The 22764-nt window shown below is 39.5% G+C and carries 22 protein-coding genes and 3 pseudogenes; 23 read left to right on the forward strand and 2 right to left on the reverse strand.

Annotation, left to right across the window (positions count from 1 at the left end; translation table 11 throughout):
* Nucleotides 1-35 precede the first annotated feature (35 nt).
* The 12 genes and pseudogenes from N8O80_RS06385 to brnQ all read left to right on the forward strand — a co-directional run bounded on the left by N8O80_RS06385 (nt 36) and on the right by brnQ (nt 12396).
* Nucleotides 36-815: an alpha/beta hydrolase gene (locus N8O80_RS06385; RefSeq protein ID WP_261027292.1), complete on the forward strand. Its 780-nt coding sequence runs from the start codon at nt 36-38 to the stop codon at nt 813-815.
* 62 nt (nt 816-877) lie between these two features.
* Nucleotides 878-1579 (forward strand): M57 family metalloprotease, encoded by a 702-nt coding sequence (locus N8O80_RS06390; RefSeq protein ID WP_261027293.1) that lies wholly within the window; start codon nt 878-880, stop codon nt 1577-1579.
* A 38-nt stretch (nt 1580-1617) separates the two neighbouring features.
* Nucleotides 1618-3465, forward strand: a complete 1848-nt coding sequence (gene uvrC / locus N8O80_RS06395) for an excinuclease ABC subunit UvrC (RefSeq protein WP_261027294.1) — start codon at nt 1618-1620, stop codon at nt 3463-3465.
* A pseudogene (locus tag N8O80_RS09840) lies at nt 3455-3529 on the forward strand (metallophosphoesterase family protein); the annotation flags it as partial. The gene uvrC and the pseudogene N8O80_RS09840, both read left to right, overlap by 11 nt.
* 94 nt (nt 3530-3623) lie before the next feature.
* Nucleotides 3624-5021: an HNH endonuclease gene (locus N8O80_RS06400; RefSeq protein ID WP_261027295.1), complete on the forward strand. Its 1398-nt coding sequence runs from the start codon at nt 3624-3626 to the stop codon at nt 5019-5021.
* Nucleotides 5018-6664: an ATP-binding protein gene (locus tag N8O80_RS06405; RefSeq protein ID WP_261027297.1), complete on the forward strand. Its 1647-nt coding sequence runs from the start codon at nt 5018-5020 to the stop codon at nt 6662-6664. The genes N8O80_RS06400 and N8O80_RS06405 overlap by 4 nt, the downstream gene beginning before the upstream one ends.
* 57 nt (nt 6665-6721) lie before the next feature.
* Nucleotides 6722-7576, forward strand: a complete 855-nt coding sequence (locus tag N8O80_RS06410) for a metallophosphoesterase family protein (RefSeq protein WP_261027299.1) — start codon at nt 6722-6724, stop codon at nt 7574-7576.
* A gap of 173 nt (nt 7577-7749) precedes the next feature.
* The gene (locus N8O80_RS06415) at nt 7750-8355 is read left to right on the forward strand and encodes a nitroreductase family protein (protein WP_070842648.1); all 606 of its coding nucleotides are present in this window, start codon (nt 7750-7752) and stop codon (nt 8353-8355) included.
* A gap of 13 nt (nt 8356-8368) precedes the next feature.
* Entirely contained in the window at nt 8369-9769 is a 1401-nt protein-coding gene (gene pepV, locus N8O80_RS06420) for a dipeptidase PepV (RefSeq protein ID WP_261027302.1), read from the forward strand.
* 53 nt (nt 9770-9822) lie between these two features.
* Nucleotides 9823-10401, forward strand: coding sequence for a uracil-DNA glycosylase family protein (locus N8O80_RS06425; RefSeq protein ID WP_261027305.1), 579 nt, complete (start codon nt 9823-9825; stop codon nt 10399-10401).
* Between the two features lie 114 nt (nt 10402-10515).
* Nucleotides 10516-10803 carry a rhodanese-like domain-containing protein gene (locus N8O80_RS06430; protein WP_261027308.1) on the forward strand — a complete coding sequence of 96 codons (288 nt, stop codon included), beginning with the start codon at nt 10516-10518 and terminating at the stop codon, nt 10801-10803.
* Between the two features lie 267 nt (nt 10804-11070).
* Nucleotides 11071-12396 carry a branched-chain amino acid transport system II carrier protein gene (gene brnQ / locus N8O80_RS06435; RefSeq protein WP_033685412.1) on the forward strand — a complete coding sequence of 442 codons (1326 nt, stop codon included), beginning with the start codon at nt 11071-11073 and terminating at the stop codon, nt 12394-12396.
* Between the two features lie 46 nt (nt 12397-12442).
* On the opposite strand, the gene N8O80_RS06440 is transcribed toward brnQ, so the two are convergent.
* Both N8O80_RS06440 and N8O80_RS06445 read right to left on the reverse strand, forming a co-directional pair.
* Nucleotides 12443-12982, reverse strand: coding sequence for a DUF1307 domain-containing protein (locus tag N8O80_RS06440; protein ID WP_049551993.1), 540 nt, complete (start codon nt 12980-12982; stop codon nt 12443-12445).
* A 313-nt stretch (nt 12983-13295) separates the two neighbouring features.
* The gene (locus N8O80_RS06445; RefSeq protein ID WP_042750447.1) at nt 13296-13847 is read right to left on the reverse strand and encodes a DUF1307 domain-containing protein; all 552 of its coding nucleotides are present in this window, start codon (nt 13845-13847) and stop codon (nt 13296-13298) included.
* A gap of 139 nt (nt 13848-13986) precedes the next feature.
* Between N8O80_RS06445 and N8O80_RS06450 the strand changes: the two genes are divergently transcribed.
* The 11 genes and pseudogenes from N8O80_RS06450 to N8O80_RS06500 form a co-directional block, all read left to right on the forward strand.
* The gene (locus N8O80_RS06450) at nt 13987-15024 is read left to right on the forward strand and encodes a M42 family metallopeptidase (protein ID WP_261027312.1); all 1038 of its coding nucleotides are present in this window, start codon (nt 13987-13989) and stop codon (nt 15022-15024) included.
* A 1-nt stretch (nt 15025) separates the two neighbouring features.
* Complete coding sequence (locus N8O80_RS06455) at nt 15026-15496, forward strand: HIT family protein (protein ID WP_261027313.1); 471 nt, start codon at nt 15026-15028, stop codon at nt 15494-15496.
* Between the two features lie 2 nt (nt 15497-15498).
* A complete protein-coding gene (gene ldcB / locus N8O80_RS06460; protein ID WP_049510676.1) occupies nt 15499-16215 on the forward strand; it encodes an LD-carboxypeptidase LdcB/DacB in 717 nt (238 codons plus the stop codon).
* A gap of 122 nt (nt 16216-16337) precedes the next feature.
* Nucleotides 16338-16763 (forward strand): 50S ribosomal protein L11, encoded by a 426-nt coding sequence (rplK, locus tag N8O80_RS06465; RefSeq protein WP_001085807.1) that lies wholly within the window; start codon nt 16338-16340, stop codon nt 16761-16763.
* 207 nt (nt 16764-16970) lie between these two features.
* Nucleotides 16971-17660, forward strand: a complete 690-nt coding sequence (rplA, locus tag N8O80_RS06470; protein ID WP_001085675.1) for a 50S ribosomal protein L1 — start codon at nt 16971-16973, stop codon at nt 17658-17660.
* A 488-nt stretch (nt 17661-18148) separates the two neighbouring features.
* A pseudogene (locus tag N8O80_RS06475) lies at nt 18149-18906 on the forward strand (class I SAM-dependent methyltransferase).
* An 86-nt stretch (nt 18907-18992) separates the two neighbouring features.
* Nucleotides 18993-19505, forward strand: a complete 513-nt coding sequence (locus tag N8O80_RS06480) for an adenine phosphoribosyltransferase (RefSeq protein ID WP_001049318.1) — start codon at nt 18993-18995, stop codon at nt 19503-19505.
* A 182-nt stretch (nt 19506-19687) separates the two neighbouring features.
* Nucleotides 19688-20632 (forward strand): homoserine O-acetyltransferase MetA, encoded by a 945-nt coding sequence (gene metA, locus N8O80_RS06485; RefSeq protein WP_049486837.1) that lies wholly within the window; start codon nt 19688-19690, stop codon nt 20630-20632.
* 8 nt (nt 20633-20640) lie between these two features.
* Nucleotides 20641-21318 (forward strand): DnaD domain-containing protein, encoded by a 678-nt coding sequence (locus N8O80_RS06490; protein ID WP_261027316.1) that lies wholly within the window; start codon nt 20641-20643, stop codon nt 21316-21318.
* Nucleotides 21319-21415: 97 nt separating this feature from the next.
* Complete coding sequence (gene tpiA / locus N8O80_RS06495) at nt 21416-22174, forward strand: triose-phosphate isomerase (RefSeq protein ID WP_102210493.1); 759 nt, start codon at nt 21416-21418, stop codon at nt 22172-22174.
* Nucleotides 22175-22255: 81 nt separating this feature from the next.
* A pseudogene (locus N8O80_RS06500) lies at nt 22256-22651 on the forward strand (ATP-binding cassette domain-containing protein); the annotation flags it as partial.
* Nucleotides 22652-22764 lie beyond the last annotated feature (113 nt).

A 22764-nucleotide genomic window follows, 5' to 3' on the forward strand; every position in this document is an offset into this window, starting at 1 on the left:
TCGGCTTTTTCTTATAGAAAAATAGAGGAAAAAATATGGCAGTAATGAAAATTGAGTATTACTCACAAGTTTTAGATATGGAGTGGGGAGTGAATGTTCTCTATCCTGATGCTAATCGAGTGGAAGAACCAGATTGTAAAGACATTCCCGTCTTGTACCTCTTGCACGGGATGTCTGGTAACCATAATAGTTGGCTCAAGCGGACCAACGTAGAACGCTTGCTTCGAGGGACCAATCTCATCGTCGTCATGCCCAATACCAGCAACGGTTGGTACACCGATACCCAGTATGGTTTTGACTATTACACAGCTCTAGCAGAGGAATTGCCAGAGGTTCTGAAACGCTTCTTCCCTAATATGACTAGCAAGCGTGAAAAGACCTTTATCGCTGGTCTCTCTATGGGAGGCTATGGCTGTTTCAAACTGGCTCTTGCTACAAATCGTTTTTCTCATGCAGCTAGCTTTTCAGGTGCCCTTAGTTTTCAAGATTTTTCTCCTGAAAACCAAAATCTGGGGACACCAGCTTACTGGAGAGGTGTTTTTGGGGAGATTAAAGATTGGACAGCTAGCCCCTATTCTCTTGAAAGTTTGGCTAAAAAATCGGATAAAAAGACCAAGCTGTGGGCTTGGTGTGGCGAGCAGGATTTCTTGTACGAAGCCAATAATCTAGCAGTGAATAATCTCAAAAAACTGGGCTTTAATGTGACCTATAGCCATAGTGCTGGAACTCACGAGTGGTACTACTGGGAAAAACAATTGGAACGGTTTCTAGCAACTCTGCCAATCGATTTCAAATTGGAAGAGAGATTGTCATAATTTAGTTTTCTTTCAGCTTGTTTTAGTAAAATAGACTTTATTTTCTAGAAAGGTGGAGAGACATGCGCTGGATTTTTCGTTTGATAGGGGCTTTCTTTTCTTTTGTGTGGCGTTTGTTTTGGCGTCTAGTTTGGATAGTTTTTCTTTTGTGTGCTTTTGCTTTTGGACTTCTCTGGTATCTGAACGGGGATTTTCAAGGAGCGCTAAAGCAAGCAGAGCGGTCAGTAAAAATTGGTCAACAAAGTATCGACCAATGGGAAAAAACAGGGCAACTGCCTAAGTTGAACCAGACAGATAGCCACCAACACTCTGAAGGAAGGTGGCCGCAGGCTTCTGCTCGTATTTATCTAGATCCCCAGATGGATTCACGCTTTCAAGAGGCGTATTTAGAAGCAATCCAGAATTGGAATCAAACGGGTGCTTTTCATTTTGAACTCGTGACTGAGTCCAGCAAGGCAGATATCTTGGCTACGGAGATGAATGACGGAGGCACTCCTGTGGCAGGAGAGGCGGAAAGTCAGACTAATCTCTTAACAGGACAATTCTTGTCTGTCACGGTGCGGTTGAATCACTATTATCTGTCCAATCCTAACTATGGCTATTCCTATGAGCGCATTGTCCATACGGCAGAACATGAGTTGGGGCATGCGATTGGCTTGGATCATACAGATGAGAAGTCTGTGATGCAACCTGCAGGTTCCTTTTATGGTATCCAGGAAGAGGATGTTGCAAACCTCCGAAAAATATATGAGACTAGTGAGTAGGGAACAATCTTTCCCTACTTTTTTGTTATAATGGAACTATGAATAACTTGATTAAATCAAAACTAGAGCTCCTGCCGACCAGCCCTGGTTGCTACATTCACAAGGATAAAAACGGCACCATTATCTATGTAGGAAAGGCTAAAAATCTGCGAAACCGTGTGAGGTCCTATTTCCGCGGAAGTCATGATACTAAGACAGAGGCTCTAGTGTCTGAGATTGTGGATTTTGAATTTATCGTTACGGAGTCCAATATTGAGGCACTTCTCCTAGAAATCAACCTGATCAAGGAAAACAAGCCCAAGTACAATATCATGCTCAAGGATGATAAATCTTATCCTTTCATCAAAATCACAAATGAGCGCTATCCTCGTTTGATTATTACCCGTCAGGTCAAAAAAGACGGAGGTCTTTATTTCGGTCCCTATCCAGATGTGGGGGCAGCCAATGAAATCAAGCGGTTGCTGGATCGGATTTTCCCTTTTCGTAAGTGTACCAATCCACCGTCTAAGGTCTGTTTTTACTACCATATAGGCCAATGTATGGCCCACACCATCTGTAAGAAAGATGAGGACTATTTCAAGTCCATGTCTCAGGAGGTTTCTGACTTCTTAAAAGGGCAGGATGACAAAATCATTGATGATCTCAAGAGAAAAATGGGATCTGCAGCCCAGGCAATGGAATTTGAACGTGCGGCGGAATACCGTGATCTGATTCAGGCCATTGGAACGCTTCGAACCAAGCAACGGGTCATGGCTAAGGATCTCCAAAATCGCGATGTTTTTGGCTACTATGTGGACAAGGGCTGGATGTGTGTGCAGGTTTTCTTTGTCCGTCAGGGCAAGCTCATTGAGCGCGATGTCAATCTTTTCCCCTACTACAATGATCCGGACGAGGACTTCTTAACCTATGTGGGACAATTTTATCAAGAAAAATCTCACCTAGTTCCCAATGAGGTACTGATTCCACAGGATATTGACGAAGAAGCCGTTAAGGCCTTGGTGAATACCAAGATTCTCAAACCCCAGCGTGGAGAGAAAAAACAGCTGGTCAATCTAGCCATAAAAAATGCTCGTGTTAGTCTGGAGCAGAAGTTCAATCTACTAGAAAAATCTGTCGAAAAGACTCAGGGTGCAATTGAAAATCTAGGACGCTTGCTCCAAATCCCAATACCAGTTCGCATTGAGTCCTTCGATAACTCCAATATCATGGGAACCAGTCCTGTTTCAGCCATGGTGGTCTTTGTCAACGGCAAACCAAGTAAAAAAGATTATCGTAAGTATAAAATCAAGACTGTCGTTGGACCAGACGACTATGCCAGTATGAGAGAGGTCATTCGCAGACGTTATGGTCGAGTTCAGCGTGAGGGCTTAACCCCGCCAGACTTGATTGTCATTGATGGGGGACAAGGTCAAGTCAATATCGCCAAGCAAGTCATCCAAGAGGAGCTGGGCTTGGATATTCCCATTGCAGGTCTGCAAAAGAATGACAAACACCAAACCCATGAATTGCTCTTTGGAGATCCGCTGGAGGTGGTGGAGTTGTCTAGAAATTCTCAGGAATTTTTCCTCCTTCAACGCATCCAAGATGAGGTGCACCGCTTTGCCATTACTTTCCACCGTCAACTGCGCTCTAAAAATTCCTTTTCATCGCAACTGGATGGAATTGAAGGGCTGGGACCTAAACGCAAGCAGAATCTCATGAAGCATTTCAAGTCTTTGACCAAAATCAAGGAAGCCAGTGTGGATGAGATTGTCGAAGTTGGGGTACCAAGAACAGTCGCAGAAGCTGTTCAGAGAAAGTTGAACCCGCAGGAAGAAGTTGAGTTGGCTCAAGTGGCAGAAGATAGAGTAGATTACCAAACGGAAGGAGATCACAATGAACCATAAAATCGCAATTTTATCAGATATTCATGGCAATGCAACGGCACTAGAAGCAGTGGTTGCAGAATCTTCGGAAGATTTAGATGGTTAATATACAAACAAAAGGCCGTAAAAACGGTCTTTTGTGGTATAATTATGATTAAACTAAGCTTTCGAGGTGAAAAATGATTCCGATAAAAAAGAGCAATTCTAAACAAGTATATGAATTTTGTCGTGATATTTATGAAAAATTACCAGAAAAAGACGAATTAGATATGTTAATCTTTAAGAATTTTGGATCTCACAATGGATTGGAAGACTATTTTACACAGCAAGATAGAGCCTTTCTAAAACTTATGATGGCGGACTACTCTACCTTACTAAAAGTAAAGGAAAAAATAGATAGCTCATCTGATGTTGAATGGGTTTTTAAAATACATGTGGAGAAATTTTCTGATTTGGTTAATCAAATTTATAGTCATTTAAAAAACGATTTTATAGAAAAGTGTGATGAGGAAATTAAGCAGTCAAAAATAGGGAATATTAGAGGAGTAAGTGCTAGTATTAATCTAAAAAGAATATTATCATATGAGACTGATGATAATCTAGATAAAATTCGAAAAAAGAAAAATTTGACTGATAATATACGGATTATTGTTGATAGAACAAAGAATACAAGAGAATTTATCGACTTGATTAAGAAAAATTTAAAATCTGAATTCTTAAAGGACTTTGAAGATATATTTCCGGATAAAATGGATACTTTGGTTGAAATGATGAGCTCGAAAAAATCGTTTAATGATTCAGTGCAAAGTTACACGTTTGATGGAATTCATACTAAAAAATCTCATACAGTATTGAAGGATTATGTTGTTGAACGATACAAAGAAAAGTTGGAATCCTATTATAATAAAATAGACAAAAAAGAGTTAGTTAGCATAACTGGTGTCACAGTTTGTCCATATTGTAATAGAAATTTTATAAATGTAACCGAGGAGGCTAATACAAGTCAGTTAGACCATTTTTTTCCTAAGAATGAATATCCTCTATTCGCTTTATGTTTTTACAATCTGATTCCTTCTTGTTATGGTTGTAATAATAAAAAGAGTACGAGTAAATTTTATATCTCTCCCTATGATGAAAGTATAACTGATATTGATGAATTGTTGAAATTTTCTTTGAATATAAAGTCTGCAGATTTTATTAATAATTCAGAAAGTATTGATATTATAATCAAGGATGACATATCGGAAGAGGAATTAAAACAATTAGAAAGCAAGGATAAATTAAGTGTTAGACAGAAATTATTGAAGGACAAATATGTGATTGATACAAGAAGTCTATATAAACTACATGCGGATATAATTCAAGAGTTGCTATGGAAGCATGAAATTTATAATAAAGATTATAAAGCAGGTTTATGTCAAATATTCGCGGATTCAGGTAAATCTTTTTCAGACTCTGAAATAGATAGAATGATAGTTGGTTATTATACAGACAAAGAAAATTATGGGAAAAGACCACTTTCAAAAATGGTTACAGATATTAGCAAAGAAATTGAATTAATAGGAGAAAAAGAATGAAATTAATTGCTTTGGTGATTAAACAGTATGATGAACTTTTTAAAAATCAAATTTTTAATTTTTCAGATGAATATAAAGTTGATTTTAACTTTGAAACGAATGAACTTAAAATTGATAAAAATCCAGACTATATCGAAAAATTTTATGGAGAGTCTATTTATAATATTTCACCAATAGTTGGGATAAATGGTGTGGGAAAAAGCACTATTTTAAATCTGATAGGCTATTATCATCGTGCGGAAGATCAAAACAAAGATATAAATCAATTTTTCTATGTGTATTTAGATACTAATGGAAAGTTTTATCTAAGAGGTAAAAATTATGATTTAAATTCAATTACTATAGAAGGTCTAGCAACGGATCAAGTTGATATAAATGGATACTGTGATTATCAAAAGAGAGATAAGTTGATTTATATCATGAACGAAGATAGACGTCCATTTGGAAGTTTCGGAAATTACCCATTTTTAGAAGTTCGCTTAATACAAGATTTCGGATGGTATATTTTGAATGGTATTTTTGAAGCTTACGAGGTATTATATTCTCGAGGATTAGTTTCTTCGTCATATAAATTTAGTTTTGGACTTAGTATTCCAGAAAAATTTTTGAACGTTTTGGAAGAGAAAGAGTTTTTTTTCTGTCTTGTTTTGATGGTAATTGTGAAGATTCGTAAAAAGTTCGAACTTGGTTTAAGCGATGAAGAGATTGAAAGACATTTTGTAGATGGTGATTATCAGACCCTATTTGATAAAATAACAGAAGAAACAGAAGAAAAGAAAGATTTTATAAATTCATTAGTCAATTTTCTAAATTATTTAGAACAATTTATTCATGAGTACAAGATAAAAGAATACAGTGATACTATAAGAAACCGGATAGTTGAGATTGGATATGGAAGAGAGAATTTTGACAATCGATTCAAATTTGAAAAACTATATCTAGACAATGAAAACTTATTAAATAAAGCGTCGGATTTGAAGTACGATGATTTTAGAGTAATAGATGACTTTTATTATAATATGTCTACTGGTGAAACAAATATATTAAAAGTGATGAGTTATGTAAAGTGGTTACAAATGAATCCCTCTCAAGAGACATGTCAATTAGTAGTGGATGAATTAGAATCGGGTATGCACCTCGAATGGTCTAGAAGCTTAATAAACTTTTTAGTCAACTATATAAATGAAATCAACAAAGTAGGAGGAATGAACTTCCAACTCATCTTCACAACCCACTCGCCTTATATGTTATCTGATATTAAACCAGGAAATGTGATTATGCTTGAAAAGAATCAAGAAACTGGATATTCAGAAGGTAAAGTTCTTCAAAATACTTTCGCTAAGAATATCCAAGAAATCATGAAGGAAAATTTGATCGATAACATTTATGGTGATTTTGCTTTAGCAAAGATTAATTCTATGATAAGTAGACTGAATGGGGAAGAAGGAGATGAAGAAGAACTATTAAAAGAAATTCATTTAATCAGCGAGCCTATTCTTCGTAATAAATTATTAGAGATGTATGATAAGAAATACAATACCTCAGAATTTAGTATTGAAAAACAACTACTAAAATTGGGTCTCACTGATGAACAACGCCAGAAGGTCAGAACAATGATTGAAGAAAATACAAGGAATACATAATTTATGTAAACAAATAGCTTGAAATACTAATGTAAACGAATATTAGAAAGTAATAATATGAAGCATAAAATCGCAATTTTATCAGATATTCATGGCAATACAACTGCCCTAGAAGCAGTGATTGCAGATGCTAAAAACCAAGGAGTCAGTGAATACTGGCTTCTGGGAGATATTTTTCTTCCCGGTCCCGGTGCAAATGACTTGGTCGCTCTGTTAAAGGACCTTCCTATCACAGCCAGTGTTCGAGGCAATTGGGATGATTGTGTCCTTGAGGCCTTGGATGGTGAATATGGTTTGGAACATCCACAAGAAATCCAATCAATGCGAATGACCCAGTTTTTGATGGAGCGAATGGATCCTGCAACGATTGTATGGCTACGAAACTTGCCTTTGCTGGAAAAGAAAGAAGTTGATGGGCTGCGCTTTTCTATCTCTCATAATTTACCTTACAAAAACTATGGTGGGGACCTACTGGTTGGGAATGATACAGATAAATTTGACCAACTGCTAGATGCGGAAACCGACGTGGCAATCTATGGTCATGTCCACAAGCAGTTGCTTCGCTACGGCAGTCAAGGGCAACAAATCATCAATCCAGGGTCGATTGGCATGCCCTATTTTGATTGGGAGGCGTTAAAAAATCACCGTGCTCAGTATGCCGTGATAGAAGTTGAAGATGGGGAATTGGTAAATATCCTATTTCGTAAAGTCGCTTATGATTACGAGGCTGAGTTAGAATTGGCCAAGTCCAAGGGCCTGCCTTTTATTGAAATGTATGAAGAGCTACGTCGTGAAGATAACTATCAGGGGCACAATCTGGAACTCTTAGCAAGCTTAATAGAAAAGCATGGGTATGTAGAGGATGTGAAGAATTTCTTGGAGGCTATAAAGTCAGAATATAAGATGGACTAGTTTCTTTAAGCAGCTGAAAATTAATTGGAACTGGATGAGGGGATTCCTGATTTAAATGGTTTTCTTCATTCGGTTGCTTATCCTTGTTCCAGTTTGTTTCTATGAAAAATCCCTGCAAGCTCTTTCAAATTATGGTAGAATGGAAGCAGTAGAATTAGAAAAGGAAATCGATTATGAAATTTCTTGAATTAAATAAAAAACGTCATGCGACTAAGCATTTCACTGATAAGCCAGTTGATCCAAAAGATGTGCGTACGGCTATCGAAATTGCAACTTTGGCACCAAGTGCCCACAACAGCCAGCCTTGGAAATTTGTAGTTGTGCGTGAGAAAAATACCGAACTGGCAAAATTGGCTTACGGTTCAAACTTTGAACAGGTATCATCAGCGCCTGTAACCATTGCCTTGTTTACAGACACAGATCTGGCTAAACGCGCTCGTAAGATTGCTCGTGTCGGCGGTGCTAATAACTTTTCTGAAGAACAACTTCAATATTTTATGAAGAATTTGCCTGCTGAATTTGCCCGTTACAATGAGCAACAAGTCAGCGACTACCTAGCCCTCAATGCAGGTTTGGTTGCTATGAATTTGGTTCTGGCTCTTACAGATCAGGGAATCGGATCAAATCTGATTCTTGGTTTTGACAAATCAAAAGTCAACGAAGTTTTGGAAATCGAAGACCGCTTCCGCCCAGAACTCTTGATTACAGTGGGATACACAGACGAAAAATTGGAACCAAGCTACCGCTTGCCAGTAGATGAAATCATCGAGAAAAGATAGAAAGAAGAAAAAAATGACAGCAATTGATTTTACAGCAGAAGTAGAAAAACGCAAAGAAGACCTCTTGGCTGACTTGTTTAGCCTTTTAGAAATCAACTCTGAACGTGATGACAGCAAGGTTGATGCTGAACATCCATTTGGACCTGGTCCAGTAAAAGCTTTGGAGAAATTCCTTGAAATTGCAGACCGTGATGGCTATCCAACTAAAAATGTTGATAACTATGCAGGACATTTTGAGTTTGGTGATGGAGAAGAAGTTCTCGGCATCTTTGCCCACATGGATGTGGTTCCAGCTGGTAGCGGTTGGGACACAGACCCTTACACACCAACTATCAAGGACGGTCGCCTTTATGCGCGTGGGGCTTCGGACGACAAGGGTCCTACAACAGCTTGTTACTATGGCTTGAAAATCATCAAAGAACTAGGCCTTCCAACGTCTAAGAAAGTCCGCTTCATCGTCGGAACAGACGAAGAATCAGGCTGGGCAGATATGGACTACTACTTTGAGCACGTAGGACTTGCCAAGCCAGACTTTGGTTTCTCTCCAGACGCTGAGTTCCCTATCATCAACGGTGAAAAAGGAAATATTACTGAATACCTCCACTTTGCAGGAGAAAATACAGGTGCAGCCCGTCTTCACAGCTTTACAGGTGGTTTACGTGAAAACATGGTGCCTGAATCAGCAACAGCAGTTATTTCAGGTGACTTGGCTGACTTGCAAGCTAAACTAGATGCCTTTGTTGCAGAACACAAACTTAGAGGAGAACTACAAGAAGAAGCTGGCCAATACAAGGTGACGATTATTGGTAAATCAGCCCACGGTGCTATGCCTGCTTCAGGTGTCAATGGTGCGACTTACCTAGCTCTTTTCCTTAGTCAGTTTGACTTTGCAGGACCTGCAAAAGACTACCTTGACATCGCTGGTAAGATTCTTTTGAACGACCATGAGGGTGAAAGTCTCAAGATTGCCCATGTGGACGAAAAGATGGGCGCCCTTTCTATGAATGCCGGTGTCTTCCGCTTTGACGAAACAAGTGTTGATAATACCATTGCCCTTAACATTCGTTATCCGAAAGGAACAAGTCCAGAGCAAATCAAGTCAATCCTTGAAAACTTGCCAGTTGCTTCTGTTAGCTTGTCTGAACACGGTCACACGCCTCACTATGTGCCAATGGAAGATCCACTTGTCCAAACCTTGTTGAATGTCTATGAAAAACAAACTGGCCTTAAAGGTCACGAGCAAGTCATCGGTGGTGGAACCTTTGGTCGCTTGCTAGAACGAGGTGTTGCCTACGGAGCCATGTTCCCAGACTCAATTGACACCATGCACCAAGCAAATGAATTTATCGCCTTGGATGATCTCTTCCGAGCAGCAGCAATCTATGCCGAAGCTATTTACGAATTGATCAAATAAAACGATAGAAGTCTGAGATTGTATGCTTAGACTTCTTTTTGGAGGGAAAGTAGATGTCTCAAATTGAAAGAATCAAGCAGGCTATCATGGCGGATCCGCAGAATGTCAGCTATACAAAGCGTGGCATCGAGCCTCTCTTTGCAGCGCCAAAGACTGCTCGCATCAATATTATCGGTCAGGCACCTGGACTTAAAACCCAAGAAGCAGGCCTTTACTGGAAGGACAAAAGTGGTGACCGCTTGCGGGACTGGCTAGGTGTGGATGAAGATACCTTTTACAATTCAGGTTATTTTGCTGTTTTGCCTATGGATTTCTACTTTCCAGGGCATGGTAAGTCAGGTGATTTACCACCTCGTACAGGTTTTGCTGAAAAATGGCATCCACAGCTCTTGCAAGAATTGCCAGATATTCAATTGACCCTCTTGATTGGCCAGTATGCCCAAGCCTACTATTTACAGGAAAAAATTAGTGGCAAGGTAACAGAACGGGTAAAACATTACCAGAACTACTTACCAACCTATTTTCCACTAGTTCACCCCTCACCGCGAAATCAAATCTGGATGACCAAAAATCCCTGGTTTGAGTCAGAAGTGGTGCCAGATTTGAAAAAAAGAATTAAAACTATTTTATAGTCAATGAAAATCAAAGAGCAAACTAGGAAGCTAGCCGCAGGCTGTACTTGAGTACGGTAAGGCGACGCTGACGTGGTTTGAATTTGATTTTCGAAGAGTATTAGGAGAAAAAGAATGAAAGAAATAACCTTTGACGCATTTTACCAGCTTTACCAAAACGACCAACTTTCTCTAGTGGACGTGAGAGAAGTGGAAGAGTTTGACGCTCTTCATTTAGAAGGTGCCCACAACCTACCGCTTAGTCAATTAGCCGATATCTATAACCAGTTGGACAAGGACCAGTTACATTATGTTATTTGTAAATCTGGAATGAGATCGGCGCGTGCTTGCCAATTCTTATCAGAACAAGGTTATGAGGTTATCAATGTCCAAGGTGGCATGATGGCCTTCGAAGAACTTTAATACTCAATGAAAATCAAAGAGCAAACTAGGAAGCTAGCCGCAGGCTGTACTTGAGTACGGCAAGGTGAAGCTGACGTGGTTTGAAGAGAAGTATAAACATTAGAATTTTCTCCTACTTGACGTGGACTCGGTAGGAGAATTTTATTTTTAGACAATTCTCATTTTTAAGAATCTTGAAAACATTCAATATTTACTTCGTGAAGCTTTTTTCATGTTCCTATTCATGATATACTAGGTCAGTATTTTATAAATATGAAGGAGATTTTCATGGCTAAAAAAGGTGCCCTAACAGGTTTACTCCTGTTTGGAATATTTTTTGGTGCGGGAAACTTGATTTTTCCGCCTTCTCTAGGTGCTCTATCTGGAGAACATTTTCTTCCTGCCATCGCAGGTTTTGTCTTTTCAGGCGTTGGTATCGCCGTCTTGACCCTTATTATTGGAACGCTAAATCCTAAAGGATATATCTACGAGATTTCAACAAAGATAGCGCCTTGGTTTGCGACTCTTTACCTCTCAGTCCTTTACTTGTCAATCGGTCCATTCTTTGCTATCCCACGTACAGCTACAACAGCTTACGAAGTAGGGATTAGCCCTCTTTTGTCGGATGCAAATAAAGGTCTTGGTTTGATTGTCTTTACAGTTCTGTATTTTGCAGCAGCCTATTTGATTTCGCTTAATCCATCAAAAATTTTGGACCGTATCGGCCGTATTTTAACGCCAGTCTTTGCGATTTTGATTGTCATCTTGGTTGTACTAGGAGCTTTCAAATACGGTGGGACAAGTCCTCAAGCTGCATCAGCTGCTTATCAAGCTTCTGCCTTTGGTACAGGTTTCCTAGAAGGTTACAATACCTTGGACGCCCTTGCTTCAGTTGCCTTTAGCGTAATCGCAGTTCAAACCTTGAAACAACTTGGTTTCTCAAGTAAGAAAGAATACATTTCAACTATTTGGGTGGTTGGTATCGTCGTTGCCCTTGCCTTCAGCGCTCTATACATTGGTTTAGGCTTCCTTGGAAATCATTTCCCAGTACCAGCTGAAGCTATGAAGGGTGGAACACCAGGTGTTTACATCTTGTCACAAGCCACTCAAGAAATCTTTGGCTCAACAGCCCAACTCTTCCTTGCAGCTATGGTTACCGTAACCTGCTTCACAACAACAGTTGGTTTGATTGTGTCTACAGCTGAGTTCTTTAATGAACGCTTCCCGCAAATCAGCTACAAGGTTTATGCGACAGCCTTTACCTTGATTGGATTTGCTATTGCCAATTTGGGTCTTGATGCGATTATCAAGTACTCAATCCCTGTACTGGTTATCTTGTACCCAATCACGATTGCTATCGTTATGATTGTCATTGTCAACAAATTTGTGGCTCTTTCAAAACCAGGTATGCAGTTGACAATTGCTGTGGTTACAGCTATTGCCATTGCAAGCGTATTAGGAAGCTCATTTAAGGTTGAGTTTCTTGCAAACCTTGTCAATGCTCTTCCTTTTGCCAAGGCATCACTCCCATGGTTAGTACCAGCCGTTGTCGGAATCTTGCTCTCATTGGTTCTACCAAACAAGCAAGAAAGCGATGTTTTTGAGATGGAATAAAAAAACCTTGGCATAAGCCGAGGTTTTTTATTTTTGTAAAAGACACTTAGTTAGTTTTTTCAGTATATCCAAGATCTTTTAACATTTTCTTAGAAGCAGTAAAGCTAACATAGTTACCTACGCCTGAGTATTCTTCTGGTAAGGCTTTTCTAAGTTCGTCAATACTTGCGACTGTGAAGTCGACTTCAGCATCTTGAACGACCTTTCCATCTTTGATTTTGATGCTATGAGTAACACCTTTGAGGCCTTGATATCCTTTATAAGTTTTTTCAACAAATGCTTTAAGAGTTTCAGCAGTAGTATCAAGAGCCTCTGGATCATAGACATTATGACCTGATTGTTTCAATACTTTGTCTCCATCTACAGTGTAGGTTAAAGTAGAATTAAAGCCAGTACGAGTATCATTTACAAAGGTCACAGTTTTTACTTCAGATTTGTTTTCTGTAGCTTGCTGGCTAGTAGATTCTACCTGAGTAGTTTCACTTTTTGCTGAGCTAGTTGATGAGGTTGTTGATTGTTTTGAACATCCCAATAAGATAGCTAATGGTAGAGCTATACAAAGAGTCATTTTAAAATATTTGTTCATGTCTTTTTCTTTCATAATCAAAGTATTTTGTATTATAACATGATTCTACTACAAAATCAACTAGACCTCCCCTCTCATATGGCCTGACAACGAATAGAAACTAGTCTGACAATTAAAGTTTTATCTCTATCTATTTCAAAGAACTTTTATCGTATGGCTTTATAAGTGTATGAAGTTTTAAATGCACTTTTTATGGGACTGAGAGGGGGCTATTGGACTCATTGGTCAGGACTATAAAAAAATACCCCAAGAGTCAGAGTTGTGTCTAACTTTTGGGGTGGACCTACACTAGTCTATATGAAATTTTAGGGGATTAGTTTGTCTTTTCAGTGAATCCCAGTGTCTCTAGTCCATTTTTAGTGATTGAGAAACTGACACGATTTCCAATACCAGGATATTCTTCAGGGAGTGCTTTTCTAAGTTCGTCAAGGCTTGCAGTTGAGTAATCAACTTCGAGATCTTGAACAACTTTTCCATCTTTGATTTCAATGGTTTGTTTAACACCTTTTAGCCCGTAATAACCTTTATAGGTATCCTCGAGTGTACTCTTGACCTCTTCTGGAGTTGCACCAAGGATTTCAGGATCTGCAACATTCTGACCGGTTTGCTTGGTAACATTGTCGCCTTCTACAGTATAAACCAAGGTAGAAGTGATTCCAGGATTGCTTTTGTTGACAAAAGTATGTGTCTTGGCTGTTTCTTTCTTCTCAGAAGATTGCTCAGTGCTTTGTTTGCTCTCACTTGACTGAGTTGTTGTGTCTTCTTTAGAACTGCTGTTTGCAGGTGTTGATGCTTGTTTGGAACATCCGAGCAGGAGGACAAGTGAAGCCACAAGGGCTAGCGATACTTTAAAGTATGATTTCATATTTGTTACTTTCCTTTCATAATCAAAGTATTTGTATTATAACATGGATCTATAGTGAAAGCAACTAAACACAGTTTTTCTCCTTTTGAGAAGGAGTCTGACTAGAAAAATGTTATAATGGTAGGAAAGAGGTGAAGAAATGAATCAGACTATAAACTATATCAAAGAACTGACAGCCATCGCATCGCCAACAGGCTTCACTCGTGAGATTTCGGACTATTTAGTAAAGACTCTAGAAGGCTTCGGTTACCAACCGATTCGCACAGCCAAGGGCGGTGTCAATGTAACTATCAAAGGTCAAAATGATGAACAACAACGCTATGTGACTGCCCATGTGGATACGCTGGGTGCTATTGTTCGCGCTGTCAAACCAGACGGCCGTCTCAAACTGGATCGTATCGGTGGTTTTCCTTGGAACATGATCGAAGGTGAGAACTGTATCGTTCATGTGGCTAGCACAGGTGAAAAAGTATCAGGAACCATCCTTATCCACCAGACTTCTTGCCATGTCTACAAAGATGCGGGGACTGCAGAACGCACCCAGGACAATATGGAAGTGCGTTTGGACGCAAAAGTAACCAATGAAAAAGAAACTCGTGCTCTTGGCATTGAGGTCGGTGATTTTATCAGCTTTGACCCACGAACTATCGTGACAGAGACAGGTTTTATCAAGTCTCGTCATTTGGACGATAAGGTCAGCGCAGCGATTTTGCTCAATCTCCTTCGCATTTATAAGGAAGAGAAGATTGAATTGCCAGTAACAACCCATTTTGCTTTTTCAGTCTTTGAAGAAGTGGGACATGGGGCTAACTCTAATATTCCTGCTCAGGTAGTAGAATATCTGGCTGTGGATATGGGAGCTATGGGGGATGATCAGCAAACAGACGAATATACAGTATCTATCTGTGTCAAGGATGCTTCTGGACCTTATCACTATGACTTCCGTCAACATTTAGTGGCCTTGGCTAAAGAGCAAGATATTCCATTTAAACTGGATATCTATCCATTTTATGGTTCGGACGCTTCAGCAGCTATGTCTGCAGGGGCAGAAGTCAAACACGCCCTTCTCGGTGCTGGTATCGAGTCTAGTCATTCTTATGAACGTACTCATATTGACTCGGTAGTCGCAACAGAGCGTATGGTCGATGCTTACCTTAAGAGCAATTTGGTAGACTAATATGTGCCTTATTTGCCAGAGAATTGAGCACATCAAGAAGGGAGAAAATCCCTATTTTGTCAAAGAGTTGGAAACAGGCTATCTTGTGATTGGAGACCACCAGTATTTTGCAGGCTATAGTCTCTTTCTAGCCAAGGAACATATCACGGAATTGCACCATTTAGAGAAGGAAACTAGAATCCGTTTTCTAGAGGAAATGAGTTTGGTCCAAGAGGCAGTTGCTAAGGCCTTTGCTGCCGAGAAAATGAATATCGAACTGCTAGGAAATGGTGATGCCCATCTTCATTGGCATCTTTTTCCTAGACGAAGAGGTGACATGAATGGTCACGGTCTAAAGGGGCGTGGGCCAGTCTGGTGGGTTCCCTTTGAAGAAATGACAGCAGAAACCTGCCAAGCAAAACCGGATGAGATTAAAAAATTAGTCAATTGTTTATCGCCAGAAGTAGACAACCTATTAGAAATAAAGGAGTAGAAATGAAGAAAAGATACCTTATCTTGACAGCCTTGCTAGCCTTGGGTCTAGCAGCTTGTTCACAAGAAAAAGCAAAAAATGAAGATGGAGCAGCTAAGACAGAACAAACAGCCAAAGTTGATGGAACAGTCGGAAATAAGTCTCAAGAAGCTACCCAGAAAAAAGCAGAAGTGGTTAATAAGGGTGACTACTACAGTATCCAAGGGAAATACGATGAAATTATCGTAGCAAATAAACACTATCCATTATCGAAAAACTACAATCCAGGTGAAAATCCAACAGCCAAGGCTGAGTTGGTCAAACTCATCAAAGCGATGCAAGAGGCAGGCTTCCCAATTAGTGATCAATACAGTGGTTTTAGAAGTTACGAGACTCAGACTAACCTCTATCAAGATTATGTCAATAAAGATGGAAAGGCTGCAGCAGACCGTTACTCTGCCCGCCCTGGCTATAGCGAGCACCAGACAGGCTTGGCCTTTGATGTGATTGGGACAAATGGTGATTTGGTGACAGAAGAAAAAGCGGCCCAATGGCTCTTGGACCATGCGGCTGATTATGGTTTTGTTGTCCGTTATCTTAAAGGTAAGGAAAAGGAAACAGGCTATATGGCTGAGGAATGGCACCTTCGTTATGTCGGAAAAGAGGCTAAAGAGATTGCAGCTAGTGGCCTCAGTTTGGAAGAGTATTTCGGCTTTGAAGGTGGAGATTACGTCGATTAAAAAATAAACTTTTCTCTTGCAATTCCAGATAAATAGTGTATAATAGATGAGTATGTGTAAAGCATACTTGTGGGAGGTAAAAATCTTTAATTACCGCCAAAACCACAAAGGAGGATTTAAAAATGGCTAAAAAAGTCGAAAAACTTGTAAAATTGCAAATCCCTGCTGGTAAAGCTACACCAGCTCCACCAGTTGGACCTGCTCTTGGTCAAGCTGGTATCAACATCATGGGATTCACAAAAGAGTTCAACGCTCGTACAGCTGACCAAGCTGGTATGATCATTCCAGTTGTTATCTCAGTTTACGAAGATAAATCATTTACTTTCATCACTAAAACACCACCAGCTGCTGTTCTTTTGAAAAAAGCTGCAGGTGTTGAAAAAGGATCAGGTACACCTAACAAAACTAAAGTTGCTACAGTTACTCGTGCACAAGTACAAGAAATTGCAGAAACTAAGATGCCAGATTTGAACGCAGCAAACGTAGAGTCTGCAATGCGTATGATCGAAGGTACTGCTCGTTCTATGGGATTCACTGTTGTTGACTAATCAATAACACAGTAGAAAATCTCACAGCAGTCTATTAGTTGCTTTTCATACTAGGCAAGTGACTGAAGCTTGTACTTGGGTACAGCAAGGGAACTTAACGACGTAGGAAAAGAAAAATAATAGACTGAAAACCCGCAAGACTTCATCATTTCGAGAAGTGACGTGGGAGATGAAAATCGATTGAACCACTTACAAGGAGAATAGAAAATGGCTAAAAAAAGCAAACAACTTCGTGCTGCTCTTGAGAAAATCGACAGCACAAAAGCATACAGTGTAGAAGAAGCTGTAGCACTTGCAAAAGAAACTAACTTTGCAAAATTTGACGCAACTGTAGAAGTTGCTTACAACTTGAACATCGACGTTAAAAAAGCTGACCAACAAATCCGTGGAGCAATGGTATTGCCAAACGGTACTGGTAAAACTTCACGCGTTCTTGTTTTCGCACGTGGTGCAAAAGCTGAAGAAGCAAAGGCTGCTGGTGCAGACTTTGTTGGTGAAGATGACCTTGTTGCTAAAATCAACGACGGTTGGTTGGACTTCGACGTAGTTATCGCAACACCTGACATGATGGCTCTTGTTGGACGTCTTGGACGTGTCCTTGGGCCACGTAACTTGATGCCAAACCCTAAAACTGGTACTGTAACTATGGATGTTGCTAAAGCAGTTGAAGAGTCTAAAGGTGGTAAAATTACTTACCGTGCTGACCGTGCAGGTAACGTTCAAGCAATCATCGGTAAAGTATCATTTGAAGCTGAAAAATTGGTTGAAAACTTCAAAGCTTTCAACGAAACAATCCAAAAAGCAAAACCAGCTACAGCTAAAGGAACTTACGTAACAAACTTGACTATCACAACTACTCAAGGTGTTGGTATCAAAGTTGACGTAAACTCACTTTAATCAGTAGTTTATATCAGAGAACGAGTACGAAAGTACTCGTTTTTTTTAGGTGCGACGAACATTCCGTTCATCTGAGGTATAAATCCTCTGCGGGGATCATATACTAGTAAACCCAAAAGTGATTCCCAAGTCTAACTATTGTGAGTAGCTGATCGAACGGAATTAGGATAGACTGTTTAAGTCTGACGTTGGAAATAAGAATCGGCAGAGAAAGAGATAGAGAAATCTTGGTTATATGAATAGGCACGTGATAGTAAAGCGTATATAGCGGATAAGGAGGCCAGCAACTCTAAAGTACAAATATGTTATCGTAACCTATATGCGTAAACTACATGAGCAATTGAATTCGATCTAGAGAGGTGATTAATAGATTTTTGCTATAATCATGGCAGCTTGTATGCTTTTGATTCTAGTTTATCAAATAATAGATTAGAATTGTCAGACAATATCATTTTATGTTATAATGAAGAAAAAACAGAGGTGTTCAAATGTCAGAAGCAGGTCATAAGTTTTTAGCAAAACTGGGGAAAAACGCTTACGTCCAGGTGGAAAACGTGCCACAGATTGGTTAATTGCGGAAGGAGGATTTTCAAAAGAAAAGAGAATACTAGAAGTTGCGTGCAATAGGGGAACTACAGCAATTGAGTTGGCACAGCGTTTTGGTTGTAAGATAACTGCTGTTGATATGGATGGACAAGCCTTAGAAGTGGCTAAAAAATCTGCTGAAACGGCAGGTGTTGCTCATTTAATCAGTTTTGAAAGAGCTAATGCAATGAAACTTCCTTATGAAGATGCTAGTTTTGATATTGTTATAAATGAAGCTATGCTGACTATGCAAGCCGATCAAGCTAAGAAAAAATGTGTAATGGAATATCTAAGGGTTTTAAAACCTGAAGGTCTTCTTTTGACACATGATGTGCTTCTTAAGGAAGCTAAAGAGTCTGTCAGACAGGAACTGTCACAAGCAATTCATGTAAATGTAGGCCCTTTAACTCAAGATGGTTGGGAACAGGTGATGATAGAATCAGGCTATCGTGATGTGAAAGTATTGACTGGTGAAATGACCTTAATGAAATTATCAGGTATGATTTATGACGAAGGTTGGCTAGGAACGTTGAAAATTTGTGTAAATGCTTGTAAAAAGGAGAATAGAAAGCAGTTTTTAACTATGTATAAAATGTTTAATAAGAATAAAAAGAACTTGGGCTTTATTGCTATGGCTAGTCATAAATCGTCAAATCGTTAGATAATTATTGAAGTTAACTTTTCCTTTTTTCTTTCTTAAAAAATATGCTATAATAGAGAGTAAAAAACTTTGAAAGAAAGAAAAAGATGAATTTAAAAGATTACATTGCAACAATTGAAAATTATCCAAAGGAAGGGATTACCTTCCGTGATATCAGTCCTTTGATGGCTGATGGGAATGCTTACAGCTATGCTGTTCGTGAAATCGTTCAGTATGCGACTGACAAGAAAATTGACATGATTGTAGGTCCTGAAGCTCGTGGTTTTATCGTGGGCTGTCCAGTTGCCTTTGAGTTGGGAATTGGTTTTGCACCTGTTCGTAAACCGGGTAAATTGCCACGCGAAGTTATTTCTGCTGACTACGAAAAAGAATACGGTGTTGATACCTTGACTATGCATGCTGACGCCATCAAGCCAGGTCAACGAGTTCTTATCGTGGATGACCTCTTGGCAACAGGTGGAACTGTTAAGGCAACTATCGAGATGATTGAAAAACTTGGTGGTGTTGTAGCAGGTTGTGCCTTCCTTGTTGAATTGGATGAATTGAACGGCCGTGAAAAAATCGGTGACTACGATTACAAAGTTCTTATGCATTATTAATGAAAAACAGTCCCTAGGGCTGTTTTCTCTACATTAGGATATAAAAATAGACTATAGCTAGTTAGAGAAAAACTATAATTGAAAACTATATCTTCTTACAGTATAATAAAGGAAACAAGTGTTTACATTTTAACTCTAAACACAAGCAATTATTCCTGAAAGAGTACAGTTAGGAGAGGGTTATGCCGATTCGAATTGATAAAAAATTGCCAGCTGTTGAGATCTTACGGACAGAGAACATCTTTGTCATGGATGATCAACGTGCTGCCCACCAAGATATCCGTCCCTTGAAGATTTTGATTTTAAATCTCATGCCACAAAAAATGGTCACAGAGACCCAGTTGTTGCGCCATTTGGCCAATACACCCCTGCAACTGGATATCGATTTTCTATATATGGAGAGCCACCGTTCTAAAACAACTCGTTCAGAACACATGGAGACCTTTTATAAAACTTTTCCTGAAGTCAAAGATGAGTATTTTGATGGCATGATTATCACGGGTGCTCCCGTTGAGCATTTACCATTTGAGGAAGTAGACTATTGGGAGGAATTTACCCAGGTGCTTGAGTGGTCTAAGACCCATGTCTACTCGACCCTTCATATCTGTTGGGGTGCTCAGGCGGGACTCTATCTGCGCTATGGAGTGGAAAAATATCAGATGGACAGTAAGTTATCAGGTATTTATCCTCAGGATACTTTAAAAGAAGGACACCTTCTCTTTAGAGGCTTTGACGATAGCTATGTATCTCCTCATTCACGGCATACGGAGATTTCTAAGGAAGAGGTCTTAAACAAAACCAATCTCGAGATTTTATCAGAGGGTCCTCAGGTTGGGGTTTCGATTTTGGCTAGTCGTGATTTACGAGAAATTTATAGTTTTGGGCATTTGGAATATGATCGTGATACCTTGGCAAATGAATATTTCCGAGATCGTGATGCAGGTTTAGATCCACATATTCCAGAAAATTACTTTAAGGATGATGATGTCAACCAGACACCTTGTCTTTGTTGGTCTTCATCAGCAGCCCTCTTTTTCAGTAACTGGGTGAATTATGCCGTCTATCAGGAAACCCCTTTTGACTGGAGAAAAATAGAAGATGATGCATCTGCTTTTGGGTATTTATAAGAGGAATTATGACATATTTAGACGCTTTTAAATCAGGGAACTTGGTTTTACCGAGTGCCCTTCTCTTGCATTTTAAGGAACTCTTTCCTTCTAGCGACGATTTTCTGGTCTGGCAATTTTTCTATTTGCAAAATACGACAGGCTTGGATGAAATGTCGCCAAGCCAGATTGCTGAAAGGATTGGTAAGGAAATTTCGGATGTCAATCAGGCCATTTCCAATCTGACGGAGAGGGGACTACTTCAGTATCGAACCATCGAATTGAATGGTGAAATCGAATTGCTTTTTGATGCTAGTTTAGCTTTGGAACGTTTGGATGACTTGTTTGGAGTTGCTCATTCGAATTCAGATCAGTTGACACCTCAAAACCAGCTCAAGAATTTGGTGGAAACCTTCCAGCAGGAATTAGGACGCTTGTTGACACCTTTTGAGATTGAGGATTTGACCAAGACACTAAAGGAAGATGGGACCAGTGCTGACTTGATTAAGGAGGCTCTTCGTGAAGCGGTTTTGAATGGCAAACCAAACTGGAAGTACATTCAGGCGATTTTGAGAAATTGGCGCCATGAAGGTATCAAAAGTGTGGCTCAAGTGGAGGCTAAACGAGCAGAGAGAGAAGCAAGCAATCCTCAGTTGACACAGGTATCTGCAGATTTCAGAAATGCTATGGATCTCTGGAAGGATTAATCATTGAAAGCAAGCTTGAAATCCGAGTAAGATTTGCAAGCTGTGTCTAATTGTGATAAAATAAATAGAAAATAAATTGAAAAAAGAGGTATGTGAAATGTCACGTAAACCATTTATCGCTGGTAACTGGAAAATGAACAAAAATCCAGAAGAAGCTAAAGCATTTGTTGAAGCAGTTGCATCAAAACTTCCTTCATCAGAACTTGTTGAAGCAGGTATCGCGGCTCCAGCTCTTGATTTGACAACTGTTCTTGCTGCTGCAAAAGGCTCAAACCTTAAAGTTGCTGCTCAAAACTGCTACTTTGAAAATGCAGGTGCTTTCACTGGTGAAACAAGCCCACAAGTTTTGAAAGAAATCGGTACAGACTACGTTGTTATCGGTCACTCAGAACGCCGTGACTACTTCCATGAAACTGACGAAGACATCAACAAAAAAGCAAAAGCAATCTTTGCAAACGGTATGCTTCCAATCATCTGTTGTGGTGAGTCACTTGAAACTTACGAAGCTGGTAAAGCTGCTGAATTCGTAGGTGCTCAAGTATCGGCTGCATTGGCTGGATTGACTGCTGAACAAGTTGCTGCATCAGTTATCGCTTACGAGCCAATCTGGGCTATCGGTACTGGTAAATCAGCTTCACAAGACGACGCACAAAAAATGTGTAAAGTTGTTCGTGACGTTGTAGCTGCTGACTTTGGTCAAGAAGTTGCAGACAAAGTTCGTGTTCAATACGGTGGCTCTGTTAAACCTGAAAACGTTGCTTCATACATGGCTTGCCCAGACGTTGACGGTGCCCTGGTTGGTGGTGCGTCACTTGAAGCTGAAAGCTTCTTGGCATTGCTTGATTTTGTAAAATAATCGACTCTTTATCAACATTATTGGGTTGAAGAAAAGCTAAAATCGAGAAAGGACAAATATCGTCCTTTCTTTTTTACTATTAAAGCGGCTAATGTAGACCATTTTATTCGAACTCTTCCTGGTGGTTATAATATAGAGATGAATCAAGAGTCAAGAAATATTTCCCTCGGGCACAAACAACTGTTGAGCATCGCGCGTGCTCTCCTAGACAATTCTAAAATTCTTATTTTGAATGAAGCGACTTCCTCTGTTGATACCCATTTGGAACTTTTAATTCAAAAAGCTATGAAACGCTTGATGAAAGGAAGAACTAGCTTTATCAGCGCTCACCGTCTCTCTACTATTCAAGAAGCAAATAAGATTCTCGTTCTTAAGGACGGACAGATTATTGAGCAGGGAAGTTACGAAAGCTCACTCCAAGAAAAAGGCTTTTATTATGAACTTTACCAAAGCCAATTTTCAAGTAAATCTGATTAAATCAGCTAATCAAAACTGCTTAGACTTTTCTTAAATTATCAGTCTATTGCAACTTTTCTCATGTGAGTCATTTGGCTTGCTATTGGTTTTCCTTAGTAGTATACTAAGGGAGT

Origin of the sequence: Streptococcus mitis (assembly GCF_946190155.1) — a bacterium.
In the GTDB taxonomy this organism is placed as follows: Bacteria; Bacillota; Bacilli; order Lactobacillales; family Streptococcaceae; genus Streptococcus; species Streptococcus mitis_CL.

Coding starts and splice junctions, on each gene's coding strand:
- N8O80_RS06430 (WP_261027308.1), top strand. CDS start 10,516: ATGAAAGAAATAACCTTTGACGCATTTTACCAGCTTTACCAAAACGAC.
- N8O80_RS06455 (WP_261027313.1), top strand. CDS start 15,026: ATGTGCCTTATTTGCCAGAGAATTGAGCACATCAAGAAGGGAGAAAAT.
- N8O80_RS06390 (WP_261027293.1), top strand. CDS start 878: ATGCGCTGGATTTTTCGTTTGATAGGGGCTTTCTTTTCTTTTGTGTGG.
- N8O80_RS06450 (WP_261027312.1), top strand. CDS start 13,987: ATGAATCAGACTATAAACTATATCAAAGAACTGACAGCCATCGCATCG.
- N8O80_RS06425 (WP_261027305.1), top strand. CDS start 9,823: ATGTCTCAAATTGAAAGAATCAAGCAGGCTATCATGGCGGATCCGCAG.
- rplK (WP_001085807.1), top strand. CDS start 16,338: ATGGCTAAAAAAGTCGAAAAACTTGTAAAATTGCAAATCCCTGCTGGT.
- brnQ (WP_033685412.1), top strand. CDS start 11,071: ATGGCTAAAAAAGGTGCCCTAACAGGTTTACTCCTGTTTGGAATATTT.
- metA (WP_049486837.1), top strand. CDS start 19,688: ATGCCGATTCGAATTGATAAAAAATTGCCAGCTGTTGAGATCTTACGG.
- uvrC (WP_261027294.1), top strand. CDS start 1,618: ATGAATAACTTGATTAAATCAAAACTAGAGCTCCTGCCGACCAGCCCT.
- N8O80_RS06400 (WP_261027295.1), top strand. CDS start 3,624: ATGATTCCGATAAAAAAGAGCAATTCTAAACAAGTATATGAATTTTGT.
- N8O80_RS06405 (WP_261027297.1), top strand. CDS start 5,018: ATGAAATTAATTGCTTTGGTGATTAAACAGTATGATGAACTTTTTAAA.
- ldcB (WP_049510676.1), top strand. CDS start 15,499: ATGAAGAAAAGATACCTTATCTTGACAGCCTTGCTAGCCTTGGGTCTA.
- N8O80_RS06445 (WP_042750447.1), bottom strand. CDS start 13,847: ATGAAATCATACTTTAAAGTATCGCTAGCCCTTGTGGCTTCACTTGTC.
- N8O80_RS06480 (WP_001049318.1), top strand. CDS start 18,993: ATGAATTTAAAAGATTACATTGCAACAATTGAAAATTATCCAAAGGAA.
- N8O80_RS06490 (WP_261027316.1), top strand. CDS start 20,641: ATGACATATTTAGACGCTTTTAAATCAGGGAACTTGGTTTTACCGAGT.
- N8O80_RS06440 (WP_049551993.1), bottom strand. CDS start 12,982: ATGAACAAATATTTTAAAATGACTCTTTGTATAGCTCTACCATTAGCT.
- N8O80_RS06410 (WP_261027299.1), top strand. CDS start 6,722: ATGAAGCATAAAATCGCAATTTTATCAGATATTCATGGCAATACAACT.
- tpiA (WP_102210493.1), top strand. CDS start 21,416: ATGTCACGTAAACCATTTATCGCTGGTAACTGGAAAATGAACAAAAAT.
- rplA (WP_001085675.1), top strand. CDS start 16,971: ATGGCTAAAAAAAGCAAACAACTTCGTGCTGCTCTTGAGAAAATCGAC.
- N8O80_RS06415 (WP_070842648.1), top strand. CDS start 7,750: ATGAAATTTCTTGAATTAAATAAAAAACGTCATGCGACTAAGCATTTC.
- pepV (WP_261027302.1), top strand. CDS start 8,369: ATGACAGCAATTGATTTTACAGCAGAAGTAGAAAAACGCAAAGAAGAC.
- N8O80_RS06385 (WP_261027292.1), top strand. CDS start 36: ATGGCAGTAATGAAAATTGAGTATTACTCACAAGTTTTAGATATGGAG.